The sequence below is a fragment of the Acinetobacter sp. CAU_H_56 genome, assembly GCF_058599425.1.
In genome coordinates, this window is the sequence record NZ_CM178654.1 from 1,209,522 (window position 1) to 1,226,545 (window position 17,024).

The window sequence follows — 17,024 nt, forward strand, 5'->3', positions numbered from 1 at the left end:
AGTCTGGGATTTATTTCAGGAAACAATGGAAAGTCACGAATTCATTGTCCTGAATAAATCCAAGTGACTCATAAAGTTTATGTGACTGATAATTGGTTTTTTGCGTTTCCAGGCTGATTCGAAGCGCATTTTCATGTCGGGCAAACAAGATAGCAGTGTCAATCAGTTGCTTGGCTGCACCATGCCGGCGATAAGGCGGGCTAATATAGACATCGTCCAGCACATAATAAGTAGAACATGCGACTGAGGAAAATCTTAAATACAGCAGAATAAATCCGGTAAAAATATCATCCTTAGTGTTGATAAAAATGACAGTTTGACCATCTTCAAAACGCTGTTTCAGAAACTCGTAAGATAAATCCAGATTGGAAGAAGTACCATAAAATTGACGGTACTCATCAAATAAAACGGCCAGGTTAGGTAGATCTTCTGACTGGGCACGTCGCACGATCATCGGCTTACTCCATGTTAATTTTATTATTTATCATTAACATCAAGCATAGCGAAGTTTGAAAGGAGAGAAACTTAAGAATTGTTCGTAAATGCAACAATGTTAAATTTTGTCGCTTTCACCTAAAATAGCATTCAGTTCTTCAAATAAATCAAAATGATCATCATCCAGATTCATTTCCTGATGATCTGCTGGAATAGCTGTAGTACTTGGACTTGAGGTTTGTTCTGCCTTAAGTTCATTCTGTTTCTGCTTGCGTAACTTGATCAGCTGTTCCAGATTAATATTCTGATTTTCAATCGAGAAGGGGATTGATTTGGTCAGAACAACCTGTTTAAAAAAAAGACGAACTGCCTGAGCCGGCGTAATCCCCAATTGTTTAAATACTGCAAATGCCTGTTTCTTTTCTTGGGAATCCAGGCGAATTTGATAAACTTCAGTTTTTCTCATAATATTTTCAAAGCTTTAAATTACTTAACTTTTCGCCTTATTCTAATCGATAACTTTGGGATTTCAATCCTCAAGTTGCCGTTTTTAGAAAATAATCTGTAATGACAAGAGATTTACAGTGTCAATTCAAGTTCAGAGCTAAATTGCATCTGCTTTTGGGTAACTGGATCCGTAAAATGAATGTGTTTGGCCAGTAGCTGTAAAGGTGCAGAAAAATCATCATCCGCCTTATGGGAAACCTGCGGATAAAAAGGATCATTCTGGATCGGAATCCCTAAATGGCTTAAGTGTACCCTTAACTGATGCTGTTTTCCTGTATGCGGTTTTAGCTCATATTTGCCCCATTGCCCATTATGTTGCAGCAATTGAATTTCAGTTTCGCTATTAGGCTCTCCTTCTACCACCTGCATGGTATAAAAGGGCTGGCCTTTTTCCATTTTGAGCTTTGTGATGAGCGGAAAACTTAAATCATTACGATAAACCGCAATCGCATGATAAGTTTTCTGTACCTGCCGAGTCGCAAATATTTGCTGATAAACCCCACGCGATTGCACACATTTTGAAATCAGCACCACACCTGCCGTTTCACGATCTAAGCGATGAATCGGAGTAAGATGTTCATTTCCAGTTTGCTGTTTTAGGCGTACCAGCAAGGTTTCCTGTACATATTTTCCAGTAGGACTCATGGTCAAAAAATGCGGTTTATCCACCACCAGCAAATGTTCATTCTCAAACAGAATCTGATGCTGAAAAGGAACATGCACTTCGTGTGCCAAAAAACGATAATAAAAACAATGAGTATTCGCTTGAAAAGAACTTTCGATGGTTAAGGTATTGCCTTGAGCATCGTAAACCAGACCATTATCGAAACGGGATTGCCATTCGCTCGGATCAATATGTGGAAATTGTGCACAGAGATAGGCATAGACTGTCTTGGGTGAATCAGCTGTCGCTTGCAGGAATACTTTACTTGCCGTCACCCCATTCAGCATGGGTGGGCTAAATTCAACAGTCGAAGTCATCACAACGTGGATCTATCTCTGGTCTGGAACGGATGCTGTGAAAAAATACAGTTTCTCACAGAGGTAAATAGGCTTTTAAAGCGTTGCGATGCTATCATAATTATTCTTTTTCATCATGTCGTGAGTAATATGCCTTATTCATTTAACGTCACTTTAAAACATGAAGATGACACCCAAAATCTGGCCAAAGTTCTGGCAAATAATTTTTCTGCGGGCGTTATATATCTGATTGGTGACTTGGGTGCGGGGAAAACCACGCTGACGCGTTATTACTTACAACAGCTCGGTCATAAAGGCTCAGTAAAAAGTCCGACTTACACGCTGGTGGAACCGTATCAGGTGAATGGTCAGGATATCTTTCATTTTGATTTATATCGTCTTAATGACCCTTATGAACTTGAATTGATGGGGATCCGGGATTATTTAGAAACTCCCAATGCGCTATTTTTATTCGAATGGCCTTCTAAGGGGGGTGATGAAATCCCGCAAGCCGATTTAATTATTGAAATTTTAAAATCAGAAGATGAGCTGACCCGTACCGCGAGTCTGATTTCTTCTAATCTGGCATTACAGCAAGCTTTGGAGCGTGAATTCCCAAATGGTTGATGATTTAAGCATACGCCGTATCCGTGCACTTGATCCTGCGCTGGCGAACCAGATTGCAGCAGGTGAGGTGATTGAACGGCCCGCATCTGTGGTCAAGGAGTTACTGGAAAACTCGATTGATGCAGGTGCGACCGAGTTGATTATCCGGGTGGAACAGGGCGGCAGTACGCTGATTGAAATCATTGATAATGGCCGTGGTATCCATCATGAAGATTTGCCACTGGCCGTGATGCGTCACGCGACCAGTAAGATTCAAACGGCTGAAGAGCTGCATGCGATTACCAGTTTGGGCTTTCGTGGTGAGGCATTGGCCTCAATTGCCGCAGTGTCTCGTCTGACTTTAACCAGTAGCCAGAATGAAGATGGGATTGGCTATCAGGTGGAAGTGAACGGTACGGCTTTTGATCATCAGGAGATTCGACCGGTCGCGGCATCTAAAGGAACTCAGATCCGGGTGCAGGATTTATTCTTCAATGTTCCGGCGCGGCGCAAATTCCTGAAAAAGCCCGGCACTGAATTTGGACATATCGAAGAAATTGTCCGCCGTATGGCTTTAACGCATTTCGATATTCGCTTTGTATTGGAACATAACCAAACCATCAAGCTGAATTTGCCAGTTGCAGATAGTGGTGCTTTGCGTTTTCAGCGTGTGCAACAATTACTTGGCCGTCAGTTTACTGAAAATGCTTACTGGATTGATGCAGACAGTATCAATATGCGTTTATCAGGCTGGCTCGGACATCCTTCGGATGCACGGGCTCAAGCCGATCTGCAATATGTCTATGTGAATGGCCGGACTGTTAAAGACAAGACCATTTCGCACGCTTTGCGTATGGCTTATGATGGTATCCTGCATGGCCATCAGCATGCTGCTTATTTACTATTTCTGGAAATCGATCCAGAAAGTATTGATGTCAATGTGCATCCGACCAAACATGAAATTCGTTTCCTGAACCAGCGTGAAGTACATGAATTTGTACGTCACTATGCCAAGGAAACCCTGGCGCAATTCCAGACTGCGACCGCTGATCTGGCTGAGGCCATGAAAACTGAGTCTGAAGCTGTTGCGATAACACCTCAGCCGCGCTATCAGGAGCAGTTCAGCCTGCATCAGTCCGTAGCCACTCAACCGGTTATTCCAGTCACATCTCCGTATCATCAGCGTGAAGAAGAAGCTTCTGATGTGTTAACGGATTTTGAGTCATCAGGTCCACAAACTGTGCATTATGCGCAGGATTACAATAAGTCATATTCGGGTTCGCAGCAGCTGAATAATGCCCTGAAAAGTTATCTCGCTCCTTTAAGAGAAACTGAAGCAGAAACCAGTCATTCAGCATCGAATGCATTACAGTCACATTTACATAGTAAAGTGGATGAGCATCCTTTAGGGATTGCGATCGCCCAGCTGCATGGTATTTATATTCTGGCGCAAAATACCGAAGGCTTAATCATTGTAGATATGCATGCGGCGCATGAGCGTATTCTGCTGCAACAGATGAAAATGGCTTGGGATAAACCGGAATTCTGGATATCCCAGCAATTACTGATTCCTAAAGTGGTAAGCATTAGTCGTATGCAAGCCATGCGTGTTGACGAACTTAAAGATCAACTTGCTCGTTTAGGTCTGGAAATTGACCAGTATGGTGATGAACAGGTCATTGTGCGAGGCGTACCGGCCATTTTACATAAGGCTGATTTTGATGCCTTGATCCCTGAATTATTGAATGATCTGGATCCGAATGATCAGGGACAAAGTTTAATGCAAAAACGTGATCAGATTCTTGCGGGCATGGCCTGTCATGGTGCGGTACGTGCACATCGAATGTTGAGTCTGTCTGAAATGAACGCTTTGCTGCGTCAGATGGAACAAACTGAATTTGCGAGCCAATGTAATCATGGTCGTCCAACCTGGCGAGCATTTCCATTGTCTCAACTTGATAAACTTTTTGCTCGGGGAGAGTAGCCTTACATGTCCAATCAACTGCCGGTCATCAATTTAATGGGACCAACTGCAAGCGGTAAAACTGCTTTGGCATGTGAACTATACGAGCAAGGTCATTTTGAGCTGATTTCTGTCGATTCTGCGCTGGTCTATCAGGAAATGGACATTGGTACAGCGAAACCTTCTAAAGAGGAATTAGAGCGCTATCCGCATCATTTGATCGATATTATTAGTCCGCTGGAAGTCTATTCTGCAGCAAACTTTGTCGAAGATGCTTGCCGTCTGATTGATGATATTCATGCGCGTGGTAAAACCCCAATTCTGGTGGGTGGCACCATGCTGTATTTTAAAGCCTTACTTGAAGGTTTATCTGATAATTTACCAAGTGCAGATTACGCAGTACGTGCCCAGATTGAAGAGAAAGCCGCTCGTGAAGGGTGGGAAGCGGTATATGCTGAATTATGTCAGGTAGATCCCTTAGCTGGCCAGAAATTTAAAGTCAGTGATAAACAGCGAATTATCCGTGCATTAGAAGTTTTTAAGCTGACAGGCAAACCGATTACAAAACTACAAGCAGAACAACCAAAAAATTTACCATATCGTTACAGTTTCCATAATTATGCCTTAATGCCCGATCGGTTAGAATTGCACAAACGTATTGAAAAACGTCTTGAAATTATGTGGAAAAACGGATTTTTAAATGAAGTTAAAGGATTAATGGGAAAATACGATTTTGACGAAAATTTACCCTCAATGCGTTCAGTAGGTTACCGCCAAGCCATAGAATTCTTAAAAAAAGGTGACCTAAGTCATGAAAAACAACGGGAAATGGAGGATAAGGCTTTATTTGCGACACGACAACTTGCCAAACGTCAATATACCTGGTTGAGATCTTTGCAAGAAAAGCATAAATTTACAACATATTTTACGCTCGAGCAGGCCCAAGAAGACTTGCGAAACTGTCACGGATAAAGCAAAATTTGAGTACTATCTTTTTTATAATTTTTAATTGAAAAATAGAGATAGTTTTTTGCGCTGATTTTTAAATTTTTGGAGTTATAACATGTCTAAAGGTCAAACTTTACAAGATCCATTCTTGAATTCTCTCCGTAAGGAACGTATTCCAGTTTCTATCTTCCTGGTAAACGGTATCAAATTACAAGGTCACATCGAGTCTTTTGACCAATACGTTGTATTATTAAAAAATACAGTAAGCCAAATGGTTTACAAACACGCGATTTCTACAGTTGTACCTGCTCGTAACCCTCGTCCAGCTGGTGCTCCTGCTGGTCCACAAGGTGCTGGCTTCGGTGGTCAAGGCGGCGCAGGTGGCTTCGGTGGTCAAGGCGCTGCTGGTGGCTTCGGCGGTCAAGGTGGCTTCGGCGGTCAAGGCGCTGGCTTTGGTGGTCAAGGCGGCTTCGGCGGTCAAGGTGGCTTCGGTGGTCAAGGTGCTGCTGGTGGCTTCGGCGGTCAAGGTGGCTTTGGTGGTCAAGGCGCTGGCTTTGGTGGTCAAGGCGCTGGTTTCGGTGGTCAAGGCGCTGGTTTTGACAACGATTCAAAATTTGAAGATTCTTCTGACGACGAAAACAATCGTTAATCGGATCTGAAATAAAAAAGCCTCTTAATAAGAGGCTTTTTTATTGCTTAAAGAATTAAGTCATTAAAAAAGCCAGCATTATGCTGGCTTTCTTTTCTTATATTAACGAGCGCGTTTAGGATCTAGCTGAGGATCTTTGATTTCTACATAGGCATTGCTACGAGTTTCACGTAACCAGCTATCTAGCTCAGCATCAAACTGGCGTTCACCCAGGATCTGGCGTGCCATACGTTCCTGATATTCCTGAGTCATATCTTGCTGACGTGTATCGGTCACTTGCAGGATATGCCAGCCAAATTGTGACTGGAATGGTTCACTAATCTGACCTACTGGCGTACTTTTCATACGCTGTTCAAATTCAGGTACCATGACACCTGGGCTGACCCAGCCTAAACTTCCGCCATCACGCGCTGAACCTGTGTCATTAGAGAAAGTAGATGCCAATACTGCAAAATCTTCACCTTGCTTAAGACGCGCATACAAGCTATCAATCATCTGTTTGGCATTTTCTGGGCTAACCACTTCTGATGTTTGAATCAGAATATGACGAGTCTGGTACTGAGGAACCAGTGCTTTTTGCTCACCACCTTTACGTTCTAGAAGTTTCAGGACATGCACACCATCTGCTGCTGGAATCAGTTCTGATGTTTGACCCGCTTGCAGGGTAGAAACACGTGCAGCGAGTTCTCCTGGAATTTCTGACAGGTTTCGAACACCCATATCAGACGCATCTACTTTAATATCGCCAGTTGAATATTTTTTGCTGATCGCCTGAATATCATTGCTGCTACTCAAGTCATTTCTTACCTGTGCTGCAACCTGCTGTGCATTTTCTCCGGTTATACGTAAATGCAGAACATGTACCTGGCTGCCTAACAAAGCTTGACCTTGCGGTGTATTCAGGAAGTTTTTCACATCCTGATCACTGATCTGGATACGTGAATTTACGGCTTGCTGGCGTAAACGGCTAAGTGCTAGATCTTCTGCAATACGGTTACGCAAAGAGGCATACGTATTCGGCGCGATAGCATCCAGTTTTTGCTGGAAAGCTTCCAAGCTAGGGGAGCCTGAATCACGTGCTACTTTAAGCACTGCTTCATTTAAAGATTTTTCATCTGGACGGATATTGTAGCGTTTTACCTGTTCCAGTTGAGCCTGACGTACAATTAGCTGTTCAAGTGCTTGTTGTTCAAGATAAGGTTGTGGTGGAACAGGCTTGTTTTGCTTTTGCAACTGGTGAGAAATTTCAGCAACGCTTTGTGCCAGATCACTACGCAGAATAGCGCTATTGTCGACAACAGCTACAACTTCATCTTTAGGTTGGGCAACAGCAAAAGTCGTCATCGCTGAAGAAAGACATAGCGCAAGTGCGGTCGCTTTAAAAATTTGTTTTAACTGTTTTGTCTTCATTAACGTTCTGTCCAAGTTTGATTGATATTGTTAAAACCTAGAATACGATTTTCTAGTAATGAGGTTAGCTTGTTGCTTAACCCGCCAAGACCTTTAAGCGTTACTTCAGCCATTACTGCACGTTTCGCTTTCACATCTGGGTCATTGATATCGTCTAGGTCATTGTAGTATGAGCGGCCATAGACAGATACTCCCCAACAGCATGACTCATAGTTTACGCCAAGTAAATATTCACGTGCGACACTATTATCCAGGTCAAATTGCGCATGGCCGACCAGACGCCAGTTATTGGCAATTGGCTGGATAAATGAGCCAACCACCTGATCATAACTTTCCTGACGGTTTGGAATATCTTTACGATAGAAATAGCCTAAGTTATACAGATTGCCTTGATCGCCCGTATAATAAACCTGTACATCACGCTGGGCATTGGAGCCATTCGACATCCAGCTAGAATTCAGGTTGACATGCACGTTTTTGTTTAACTGACTTCTAAGCTGAATAACTGGTCCAGTATGACTTTCACGGTCAAATTCATCTGCCTCACGATCTAGGGTGACACGGCGATCTTCGAAGAAGAAACTTTGCCCCACACTGGCGCGTAATCGCTCTAAACCTTCTTCATTAAATAAACTGTAACTAAGACCTAAAGAAGCGAAGTTATTGTCTTCTAAGCGGTCATTACCATAGAAGCGGCGTGCACTAAATAATTGGTCATAATTAATTGAGGCTACGACAGAGTCGAAGTTTGGCTGATTGCGCTGGTTTTCATACGGTGAATAAGCGTAGAACAGGCGAGGCGTCAAGGTCTGTAAATAGCGACCATCTTTTTCAAAAATTAAACCGGTATCCAGCGTAAATTGTGGTACTACGATAGAATGATTTTCACTTGATGAGCTGGTTTGATTATTATTAATACGATCAATAGTATCTTGATCATAGAAAGTATTGATATTGCGTAATGTCGCCTGAGGAATGAAGAATGACCAAGGCGTAAAGTGATTATAGCGTACCGAGAAATCATTATAGATTCGTGTACCACTTGGTTGATAGATGGCTTCATCACCGGTATCAATATTTTCAGTATTTCTGATGTCTTTCTGGAAATAAGCCGTATCGTTATTAAATTCGTATTGTAAACCCAGTGGGTTACCGGTCTTATAATTCACCAAAAGCTGCGGCAAACGCGCATAAGGACGGTCTTCATCCAGAACGGCAGGATCAAGTGTCTGGAAATCTTCAACTTTAAACTGAGCTTTTAAGCCAGGGATGCCATTTTTATAATTAACTTCCCAGGCGCGGCGCAAGTTCAGGTCTGTTTTTGAATCTGGGTTATTATCCAGATCGGCAAAAAAGTCCTTGTCTGATGCGTAATTATATTCAAGATTTGTTGAGAACTGATCGTTGATTTGCCAGTTATGCAGGAAGTGCAGGTCTTTACGGTCTTTATTGTCATAACTTTCATCAGATGGCAGGTAGCCACCCCAAATCCGGCCTTCACCATAATTTTCTGTTAAATAACGAAACTCGCCATCCAGCATCGCACCACGGTCACTAATATAACGTGGCGTAATAGTCGCATCATATTGTGGTGCCAGGTTGAGATAAACCGGCACACCCAGTTCCAGACCACCATCATTAGTAAATCCGAAAGTTGGCGTCAGAATCCCTGTGGTACGGCGATCATCGATTGGGAAGTTAAAATAAGGAACAGCCAGTACCGGAACATCTTTCACATAGAGCTTGGTATTACGGGTTTCACCGCGACCGGTTTCCTGATTTAGCTTGATTTGGTCTGCCTGAATTTTCCAGGTCGGCTTTTGCTCAGGTGGACAGGTAGAATAGGTGGCATTTTCCAGTTCAAGCGTATCGTCTGAGGTTTTGGCAATCTTTTCAGCACGGCCATGCGCATGCTGTTCTTCGGCAATGAAAAAACTGTTGTTTAAGTCACCTTGCTGGGTTTTTAGGTTGTAATTGATATCATCGCTTTGCGAAATCAAGCCACCTTGGGCCAATTGGACTTGACCTTCTGCCTTAGCATAGGTTTGAGTCTGATCAATCGTCACGCGTTCCGCACGAATCTGGCGACCTTCCTGATCAATGACCACATTGCCTTCTAAGTAGGAATCACCGGCCGGATTATAATGACCATAGTCTGCAGTAATGGTTGAAGTTGCCTGTTCAGGGTCAATCGTCGGTGCATCAGGTGTAATAGGAGTGACCCAGGCGCCCTCACAATAGGCTGAACTGAGATATTTACCTTGACGCTGCTGTGCTTCTGGTGAAGATTTATCTACATAATATTGTGAGAAGAATGCTTCACCGGGATAGGTCTCATTAATGCGTTGTTTAAGTTGTTCCGCATTTACATTGGATGAGTCATTTGATGCAGCATAGCTTGAGACCGAGCTACTACATAAAAGGGTTAAGATCGCAGTCGCTAGAGGGTTTATTTTAAAGTGATGCTTCATTTGTCTCATTAACCAATCATGCTTTTATCGCAATTAATTATTGTCGCATCATAGAGAAAAAGTTGATAAGTAGCTACACTTAGCACTTTAAAAACTCAGCCTGTACTAGAATTTATTGCAAATGAATACTCAACGCGAACAATTGATACAATCTTGGATTGCTTCTGTACTCGGTTCAGATCAATTTGAAACACATTTTTTAGCAGGCGATGCAAGTTTTCGTCGTTATGCACGAATCAAACTGAATAATAAAACATTTATGCTCATGGATGCACCACCAGAAAAAGAAGATTGTGTGCCTTTTGTGACGATTGATGAATTTTTTGATGCCCATGGCGTACGTGTTCCACACATCGTGGCCAAAGACCTGGAAAATGGCTTTTTGCTGCTCGAAGATTTTGGTGATGTGCTGTTATCAAATTTGCTGAATGATCAGACGGTTGATACCTATTATGAGCAAAGTTTTAAACAGCTGATTCAGCTACAGTCCATTCCGGGAGAAGGTCAGTTTCCTGCTTATTCTTATGAGAAGCTGATTTCTGAAATGGAGCTGCTGACTGACTGGATGCTGCCTGCTCTAAAAATTCAGCCAACAGAATCAGAGTCTGCGCTGATCAAGCGCACATTTGCGATTCTGGCGAATGCTGCTTTGGCACAACCACAAGTCATTGTGCATCGTGATTTTCATAGCCGTAACCTGATGAAAATCGAAAATGAAACCGAACTGGGTGTGATTGATTTTCAGGATGCAGTGATTGGTGCTGATACCTATGACCTGATCTCTATTACCCGTGATGCTTATGTACAGTGGAATGCAGATCGCGTGTATCGCTGGTTTAAAGTGTTCTATGACCTATTGCCAGCAGCTGCAAAACAGGACCGTGATTTCGAACAGTTTAAAAAAGATGCGGATATGATGGCGATTCAGCGTCATATCAAGATTTTAGGTATTTTTGTCCGCTTGTTTGAGCGAGATGGTAAATCTGGCTATCTAAAAGACCTGCCACGTGTGATGTGGTATCTACTGGAAGAAACCAAAGACTATCCAGAATTACAACCATTTATGCAGTTTATTCATGAAAAAGTCATGCCTGTCTTTGAAGCAAAATATGGTTCATACGAGGTAGCGGCCTAAATGAAAGCGATGATTCTCGCGGCTGGCTTGGGCAACCGCATGCGTCCTTTAACTTTGCATACGCCAAAACCTTTACTGGAAGTGGGTGGCAAACCATTAATTGTCTGGCATATTGAAAAACTGGCGGCGATAGGCGTGAATGAAATTGTCATCAATACTGCCTGGCTAGGTGAAAAACTGGCTCAGGCGTTGGGTGACGGTTCACAGTTTGGTGTCAAGATTTTATGGTCACATGAAGGTGAAGGTCTGGAAACAGCCGGTGGTATTATTAATGCTTTACCACTGCTTGGTGATGAACCTTTCATTCTGGTCAATGGTGATGTCTGGACAACCATGGACTTTGCACCTTTATTGAATGTTGAGCTGGGTGAAAATCTGGCACATCTGGTATTGGTACAAAACCCGGAACAGCATCCAAACGGTGATTTCACACTTGCAGACGGCAAGGCTTATATCTTTGATCAGCAGATCAGTGGTGAAAATCTGACTTTTAGCGGTGTATCAGTGATTCATCCGAAAATGTTTGCAGGCTTAGAGGCTGGAAAACGTCCTTTAGCACCACTATTAAAAGCAGCAATGCTGGAAAACAAGATTGCTGCTTCTAAATTGACAGGTATTTGGGTGGATGTGGGAACGCCTGAGCGTTTGAATGCACTGGATTTAATGATCCGTGAAGGGAAGTCTGCTTAAGTGAATATTCACTAAGCACTCCCTACTGTGCCAATATAGAGAAAACGGTATACTTCCACTTAACTTTTTCGAGCGTTGATTGTTTATGCACACGTTTTTTCAAGAACTAAAGCAGGGTAGCCAGGCTTTAGGTTTAGAGCTGTCTGATGAAGCTTTAAATTTATTACTCAAGTACCAGGACGCTTTGGTACTGTGGAATAAAGCATACAATTTGACTGCAATCCGTGATCCTAAGGAAATGCTGGTTAAGCATCTGCTTGACAGTCTGAGTATTTTGAAGGATTTGCCTGCAGGTCGTTTGCTCGATATCGGAACTGGTGGTGGTATGCCGGGCATGATCATTGCTTTATGTCAGCCTGAGCGTGATTGCGTACTACTGGATTCAAACGGTAAAAAAATTCGTTTTCTGAAGCAGTTTATTGCAGACCTAAAATTAAAAAATGTCATTGCAGTACAAACCCGTGTGGAAAATGAAGACAGTATCAATGAGCTGGGTCAGTTTGATGTGATTACCAGTCGTGCATTTGCTTCATTGACAGATTTTGTGAATGCGTCTAAACCGTATATGCATGAGCAGAGTATTATTGCTTCCATGAAAGGTTTGATTCCTGAAGAGGAAGTGGCAGCATTAAAAGATGAATTTAGCTGTCAGATTATTGAACTGAAGGTTCCGCGCTTGGACGAACAACGTCATTTACTTCTATTAAAACGTATTTAAAATTTTTGAAGGATCGGGGTCAACATGGCACAAATTATTGCGATTGCCAACCAGAAAGGTGGTGTCGGTAAAACCACAACCGCAGTAAATTTGGCGGCATCTCTCGCTGTGCTAAAAAAACGCGTTTTGCTTGTGGATATGGATTCTCAAGGTAACGCGACCATGGGGTCGGGGATTCAGAAAAATGACCTGCTGTATTCAGTGACTGATGTATTGCTGGGTGAAGTGCCGATTGAAACTGCGATTACTAAGGCTGAAGTCGGATACAAGGTTTTAGGGGCAAACCGTGATCTGGCTGGTGTGGAGCTGGCGATTGCCGAGCAGAAAGGCCGTGAATTCATTTTGCGTGAAGCTTTGCAGGAAATTGAATCTTCATTCGACTATATCATTGTTGATTGTGCACCAAGCTTAAGCCTGATCACCGTAAATGCACTGGCAGCGGTGGATGGCGTGATTATTCCGATGCAATGCGAATATTATGCTCTCGAAGGTCTGGCTGATCTGACACAAACCATCGACCGGATTCAGCAGGCACTTAATCCAGACCTGCAGATCGTGGGTGTATTGCGTACTATGTATGATGCACGAAATGCCTTGACCCGTGATGTTTCAGAAGAGTTAGAGCAATATTTTGGTAAAAAACTTTATGAAACCGTGATTCCACGTAATATCCGTCTGGCTGAAGCGCCGGCACATGGTCTACCAGTGATTTATTTTGAAAAAAGTTCAAAGGGTGCAGTTGCTTACTTAAATCTGGCAGCTGAAGTATTAAAGAAAAGCAAAGTGAAAAAAGGAAGTAAAGCATGACCGTCAAGAAACGTGGACTCGCCAAAGGTCGTGGTTTAGATGCCTTGCTGGGATCAATTCAAAAAGAAAAATTACAACTCGAAGCACAAGGTCTTGATCATGGTCAGTTGAAACAGATTGATGTCAATCTGCTGAAACGTGGTGAATATCAGCCACGTCGCTATATCAATGAGCAGGATCTGCAGGAACTGGCCGCATCGATTGAAAAGCATGGCATCATGCAGCCAATCGTGATCCGTCCGGTCGATGATGAACGCTATCCATACGAGATTATTGCGGGTGAGCGTCGTTGGCGTGCGGCACAGTTAGCAGGTCTGACTGAAGTTCCTGCGATTGTGCGTGAGCTGAATGATCAGGTCGCAATTGCATTAGCTTTAATCGAAAACATTCAGCGTCAGGACCTGAACCCGATTGATCAGGCGATGGCTTTGCAGCGTTTCCATGACGAGTTTGGTTTAAGCCATCAGGAAATTGCCGATACCGTCGGTAAGGCACGTACTACAGTAAGTAATCTACTGCGTCTGCTAACTCTGGCTGAAGAAGTAAAAGACTTTATGCAGCAGGGCCTGCTGGATATGGGACATGCACGTGCCATCCTGACTTTGAAGGCTAAAGATCAGCTTAAAGTTGCTGAGATGGTCATTGAAAAGAGCCTGTCAGTACGCCAAACCGAACAGTTGGTACGCGACTACAATGCACCGAAAACAGAAAAACCAAAAGCAGCGATTGCGCCGGACATTCAGCAGTTGACTCAGCGTCTGTCTGAGCGCTTTAGTGCGGATGTTAAAATTGACTACAACAAGCAAGGGAAAGGCAAACTGGTCATTAGCTATCATTCTTTAGAAGAGCTGGACGGGATTCTTTCAATCCTGGGCGATGAATAATTAATTTAAAATTTGTTTTTATTGGGGAATAAATCAGATGTGGGAATTGGTTAAAGCAGGCGGCTGGTTGATGCTGCCGCTGGTATTGTGTTCGATATTTATGTTGGCGATTTCAGTTGAGCGTTTCATTCGTTTAAAAAAGAGTCTGGTACTGCCCAACTCACTTCTGATGGGTCCTGCACAAAATGCAGACCAAGCCATGCAAAAGTTGCAGCAAAGTTCAGCTTTAAAAAACAGTACTTTGGGTCGTGTATTTACAGCTGGTTTTGAAGCGTGTCACCAGTCTGAGCAATATGCTCGTGCCCAGATGGAAGTGGTAGCTTCACAGGAAATAGGCTATCTGGAAAAGAATATTAATTTTCTGGGTACTTTGAGTGCAGTAGCGCCTTTACTCGGTTTGCTGGGTACAGTCATTGGGATTATCGAATCATTCTTAATGATTGATGTCGGTACTAATAGTGACCCGGTTTTAATGATGCCCGGTATTTCCAAAGCACTGATCACGACAGCAGCGGGTATGCTGATTGCTATTCCTGCTTTATTTGCACATCGTTATTTCCAGCGTCTGGTTCAGGAATATGTGGCGGAACTTGAGCAGCAAGCAACGTTATTTCATGCCAACCTGTTCTATTTAAATGCTTCAGATGATGTAGAAGAACGCATCAAGAAAGCAAGTTAGGAGCAGTGGCATGAAATTTAAACGTAACCAGGTGGAAGATGTACATATCAATCTGACGCCCATGATTGATTGCCTGTTATTTATTTTGGTCTTTCTGCTGCTTTCAACCACGTTTAACCAGATGAGCCGAATGAACCTGACGCTCCCAGATGCGCAAGGTGTACCGCCAAAGAATTTTGACCAGAAAATTGAAGTGATTGTGGATGCCAATGGTCACTATGCCGTGAATGGTCAGTCTATTGCCAGTAAAGACGCAGCAGATTTAAATACGGCAATTAAACAGATTTCGAATGAACGTCGTGATTTAATGTTTGTCATTGCCGCTGATGCAAAAGCGACACATCAGGATGTTATTCGTGTCATGGACGTTGCAGGGCAACTTGGCTTTGTCAATGTCAACATCAGTACGAAAGTACCAACTCGAGGTTATTAGTGAAGCACGATTTTAAGGTCTATCTTCGCCTTTTAAGCTATTTAAAACCATTTTGGGGCACAGCCTTAATTGTCCTGCTTGGTTTCTCTATTAATGCGGCGACAGAAGTTTCTGTAGCCAAATTACTGGAATATATTATTGAGGCGATTCAAAACAGAGACCAGGGTTTCACCTTACTTTTCCCATTCTTAGTGGTAGTACTGATGTTCTTTCGGGGTCTAGGCCTATTCCTCGGTGGGTATTATACGGCGGTCATCTCGCGTAATCTGGTATTTAATATACGTCAGGAAGTCTTTGCCAAAATATTGCGTTTGCCTGCGCAATATTTTCTGGACAATACCAGTGGTCATATTACGGCCAAAATTATGTATAACGTTGAGCAGCTCACTGCAGCCTCAACTGAAGCACTTAGAACGATCATTCAGCAAGGTCTGATCACGATTGCCTTATTGGGATATCTTTTATATACCAACTGGCGTTTAACCATGTGTATTTTGATCTTTGGACCTGTGATTGGTTTTGTGATCAGTAAAGCTTCAAAACGGATGCGCAAGCTATCACAACAGGTTCAGGACACCATGGGTGACGTAAACCATGTGGTTCAGGAAACGGTAAATGCCAATCTGATCGTTAAAGGTTTTGGTGGTCAGATTTATGAGCAGGAACGCTTTAAACAAAATTCTTTGGAAAACCTGCGCCGTGGTTTGAAAATGGTGGCAGTACAGCAGCTGAACAGTCCAGTGGTACAGTTGATCATGTCAGTTTCACTCAGTATCGTGATGTATATTGCGTTGCGCCCACAAATTCTGGGAGATACGACTGCGGGTGAATTTGTTGCTTATATTACAGCTGCAGGCATGTTGGCACGACCAATCAAGACATTAACTGATGTGAATGAAAAAATTCAGCGTGGTATGGCGGCCGCACATTCTGTATTCGAATTGCTAGATATGCCTGAAGAACATAATACCGGCAAGCTCAATGATGCCTTAAAAGGCAACATTCACTTTAAAGATGTCAATCTGGTTTATGGCGATGGTCACCATGCGATTCATGACTTTAACCTGGAAGTGAGAGCGGGCGAGACTGTAGCATTGGTTGGGCGTTCAGGAGCAGGTAAAACCTCGCTGGTGAATCTGTTGGTACGTTATCAGGAAACTTCATCCGGGCAAATTTTGCTGGATCAAAAACCGATTACTGATTATGAGTTGACTGCTTTACGTACCCAAATCGCAATGGTAAACCAGCAGGTAGTGCTGTTTAACCGTACTGTTCGTGAAAATATTGCTTATGGCCAGCTAGAAAATGCGAGTGATGAAGAAATCATTGCAGCGGCAAAAGCCGCCTATGCCCATGATTTCATTATGGCCTTGCCACAAGGTTATAATACGCCACTGGGTGCTCAAGGTCTGAATCTGTCAGGTGGTCAGCGTCAGCGTATTGCCATCGCCCGTGCCATTTTGAAAAATGCACCGATTCTGATTCTGGATGAAGCGACTAGTGCGCTGGATAATGAATCTGAATACTTTATTCAGCGTGCCTTTGATCAGGCGATGCAAGATCGGACTACGATTGTGATTGCCCACCGTCTATCAACAATTGAAAATGCCGACCGCATTGTCGTAATGGATCAGGGTCGTATTATAGAGCAGGGTAATCATGCTGAGCTAATTGCACGTCAAGGTGCTTATTATCAGCTGCACCAACGTAATTTTGAGGAACATTAAGT

17 protein-coding genes are annotated in these 17,024 nt (G+C 43.1%); 12 read left to right on the top strand and 5 right to left on the bottom strand.

Features of this window, described 5'->3' with window-relative positions:
- Positions 1–10 precede the first annotated feature (10 nt).
- From AC4MCC_RS05910 to AC4MCC_RS05920, 3 genes are all read right to left on the bottom strand, one after another.
- Positions 11–454 carry a GNAT family N-acetyltransferase gene (locus AC4MCC_RS05910; protein ID WP_004784033.1) on the bottom strand — a complete coding sequence of 148 codons (444 nt, stop codon included), beginning with the start codon at positions 452–454 and terminating at the stop codon, positions 11–13.
- Positions 455–553: 99 nt separating this feature from the next.
- The gene (locus AC4MCC_RS05915; protein WP_004784032.1) at positions 554–901 is read right to left on the bottom strand and encodes a type II toxin-antitoxin system RelB/DinJ family antitoxin; all 348 of its coding nucleotides are present in this window, start codon (positions 899–901) and stop codon (positions 554–556) included.
- A 113-nt stretch (positions 902–1,014) separates the two neighbouring features.
- Positions 1,015–1,923 (bottom strand): pseudouridine synthase, encoded by a 909-nt coding sequence (locus tag AC4MCC_RS05920; protein ID WP_491876847.1) that lies wholly within the window; start codon positions 1,921–1,923, stop codon positions 1,015–1,017.
- Positions 1,924–2,052: 129 nt separating this feature from the next.
- Between AC4MCC_RS05920 and tsaE the strand changes: the two genes are divergently transcribed.
- From tsaE to hfq, 4 genes are all read left to right on the top strand, one after another.
- A complete protein-coding gene (gene tsaE, locus AC4MCC_RS05925; RefSeq protein WP_104425941.1) occupies positions 2,053–2,529 on the top strand; it encodes a tRNA (adenosine(37)-N6)-threonylcarbamoyltransferase complex ATPase subunit type 1 TsaE in 477 nt (158 codons plus the stop codon).
- A complete protein-coding gene (gene mutL / locus AC4MCC_RS05930) occupies positions 2,522–4,492 on the top strand; it encodes a DNA mismatch repair endonuclease MutL (RefSeq protein WP_491876739.1) in 1,971 nt (656 codons plus the stop codon). Before tsaE ends, mutL begins: the two co-directional genes overlap by 8 nt.
- Before the next feature lie 6 nt (positions 4,493–4,498).
- Positions 4,499–5,443, top strand: a complete 945-nt coding sequence (gene miaA / locus AC4MCC_RS05935; protein ID WP_419364943.1) for a tRNA (adenosine(37)-N6)-dimethylallyltransferase MiaA — start codon at positions 4,499–4,501, stop codon at positions 5,441–5,443.
- Between the two features lie 91 nt (positions 5,444–5,534).
- Entirely contained in the window at positions 5,535–6,068 is a 534-nt protein-coding gene (gene hfq / locus AC4MCC_RS05940) for an RNA chaperone Hfq (RefSeq protein ID WP_419364941.1), read from the top strand.
- Positions 6,069–6,170: 102 nt separating this feature from the next.
- On the opposite strand, the gene AC4MCC_RS05945 is transcribed toward hfq, so the two are convergent.
- The gene (locus AC4MCC_RS05945; protein ID WP_419364939.1) at positions 6,171–7,478 is read right to left on the bottom strand and encodes a peptidylprolyl isomerase; all 1,308 of its coding nucleotides are present in this window, start codon (positions 7,476–7,478) and stop codon (positions 6,171–6,173) included.
- The gene (gene lptC / locus AC4MCC_RS05950; protein WP_419364958.1) at positions 7,478–9,949 is read right to left on the bottom strand and encodes an LPS export ABC transporter periplasmic protein LptC; all 2,472 of its coding nucleotides are present in this window, start codon (positions 9,947–9,949) and stop codon (positions 7,478–7,480) included. Before lptC ends, AC4MCC_RS05945 begins: the two co-directional genes overlap by 1 nt.
- 121 nt (positions 9,950–10,070) lie before the next feature.
- Here lptC and AC4MCC_RS05955 point away from each other — a divergent pair, with 121 nt between their 5' ends.
- The 8 genes from AC4MCC_RS05955 to msbA all read left to right on the top strand — a co-directional run bounded on the left by AC4MCC_RS05955 (position 10,071) and on the right by msbA (position 17,022).
- A complete protein-coding gene (locus AC4MCC_RS05955) occupies positions 10,071–11,084 on the top strand; it encodes an aminoglycoside phosphotransferase family protein (protein WP_419364937.1) in 1,014 nt (337 codons plus the stop codon).
- Positions 11,085–11,774 carry an N-acetylmuramate alpha-1-phosphate uridylyltransferase MurU gene (murU, locus tag AC4MCC_RS05960; RefSeq protein ID WP_419364935.1) on the top strand — a complete coding sequence of 230 codons (690 nt, stop codon included), beginning with the start codon at positions 11,085–11,087 and terminating at the stop codon, positions 11,772–11,774.
- Between the two features lie 85 nt (positions 11,775–11,859).
- Positions 11,860–12,492, top strand: coding sequence for a 16S rRNA (guanine(527)-N(7))-methyltransferase RsmG (rsmG, locus tag AC4MCC_RS05965; protein WP_166139427.1), 633 nt, complete (start codon positions 11,860–11,862; stop codon positions 12,490–12,492).
- A 24-nt stretch (positions 12,493–12,516) separates the two neighbouring features.
- Positions 12,517–13,299 carry a ParA family protein gene (locus tag AC4MCC_RS05970; RefSeq protein WP_004784019.1) on the top strand — a complete coding sequence of 261 codons (783 nt, stop codon included), beginning with the start codon at positions 12,517–12,519 and terminating at the stop codon, positions 13,297–13,299.
- Positions 13,296–14,183: a ParB/RepB/Spo0J family partition protein gene (locus AC4MCC_RS05975; RefSeq protein ID WP_004784018.1), complete on the top strand. Its 888-nt coding sequence runs from the start codon at positions 13,296–13,298 to the stop codon at positions 14,181–14,183. The genes AC4MCC_RS05970 and AC4MCC_RS05975 overlap by 4 nt, the downstream gene beginning before the upstream one ends.
- 37 nt (positions 14,184–14,220) lie before the next feature.
- Complete coding sequence (locus AC4MCC_RS05980) at positions 14,221–14,862, top strand: MotA/TolQ/ExbB proton channel family protein (RefSeq protein WP_125279032.1); 642 nt, start codon at positions 14,221–14,223, stop codon at positions 14,860–14,862.
- A 10-nt stretch (positions 14,863–14,872) separates the two neighbouring features.
- A complete protein-coding gene (locus AC4MCC_RS05985; RefSeq protein WP_004784014.1) occupies positions 14,873–15,295 on the top strand; it encodes an ExbD/TolR family protein in 423 nt (140 codons plus the stop codon).
- Complete coding sequence (msbA, locus tag AC4MCC_RS05990; protein ID WP_491880124.1) at positions 15,295–17,022, top strand: lipid A export permease/ATP-binding protein MsbA; 1,728 nt, start codon at positions 15,295–15,297, stop codon at positions 17,020–17,022. Before AC4MCC_RS05985 ends, msbA begins: the two co-directional genes overlap by 1 nt.
- Positions 17,023–17,024 lie beyond the last annotated feature (2 nt).

Excerpts from the sequence above, each read along its gene's own strand:
- AC4MCC_RS05910 (WP_004784033.1), bottom strand. The coding sequence starts at position 454 with ATGATCGTGCGACGTGCCCAGTCAGAAGATCTACCTAACCTGGCCGTT.
- AC4MCC_RS05915 (WP_004784032.1), bottom strand. The coding sequence starts at position 901 with ATGAGAAAAACTGAAGTTTATCAAATTCGCCTGGATTCCCAAGAAAAG.
- AC4MCC_RS05920 (WP_491876847.1), bottom strand. The coding sequence starts at position 1,923 with ATGACTTCGACTGTTGAATTTAGCCCACCCATGCTGAATGGGGTGACG.
- tsaE (WP_104425941.1), top strand. The coding sequence starts at position 2,053 with ATGCCTTATTCATTTAACGTCACTTTAAAACATGAAGATGACACCCAA.
- mutL (WP_491876739.1), top strand. The coding sequence starts at position 2,522 with ATGGTTGATGATTTAAGCATACGCCGTATCCGTGCACTTGATCCTGCG.
- miaA (WP_419364943.1), top strand. The coding sequence starts at position 4,499 with ATGTCCAATCAACTGCCGGTCATCAATTTAATGGGACCAACTGCAAGC.
- hfq (WP_419364941.1), top strand. The coding sequence starts at position 5,535 with ATGTCTAAAGGTCAAACTTTACAAGATCCATTCTTGAATTCTCTCCGT.
- AC4MCC_RS05945 (WP_419364939.1), bottom strand. The coding sequence starts at position 7,478 with ATGAAGACAAAACAGTTAAAACAAATTTTTAAAGCGACCGCACTTGCG.
- lptC (WP_419364958.1), bottom strand. The coding sequence starts at position 9,949 with ATGAAGCATCACTTTAAAATAAACCCTCTAGCGACTGCGATCTTAACC.
- AC4MCC_RS05955 (WP_419364937.1), top strand. The coding sequence starts at position 10,071 with ATGAATACTCAACGCGAACAATTGATACAATCTTGGATTGCTTCTGTA.
- murU (WP_419364935.1), top strand. The coding sequence starts at position 11,085 with ATGAAAGCGATGATTCTCGCGGCTGGCTTGGGCAACCGCATGCGTCCT.
- rsmG (WP_166139427.1), top strand. The coding sequence starts at position 11,860 with ATGCACACGTTTTTTCAAGAACTAAAGCAGGGTAGCCAGGCTTTAGGT.
- AC4MCC_RS05970 (WP_004784019.1), top strand. The coding sequence starts at position 12,517 with ATGGCACAAATTATTGCGATTGCCAACCAGAAAGGTGGTGTCGGTAAA.
- AC4MCC_RS05975 (WP_004784018.1), top strand. The coding sequence starts at position 13,296 with ATGACCGTCAAGAAACGTGGACTCGCCAAAGGTCGTGGTTTAGATGCC.
- AC4MCC_RS05980 (WP_125279032.1), top strand. The coding sequence starts at position 14,221 with ATGTGGGAATTGGTTAAAGCAGGCGGCTGGTTGATGCTGCCGCTGGTA.
- AC4MCC_RS05985 (WP_004784014.1), top strand. The coding sequence starts at position 14,873 with ATGAAATTTAAACGTAACCAGGTGGAAGATGTACATATCAATCTGACG.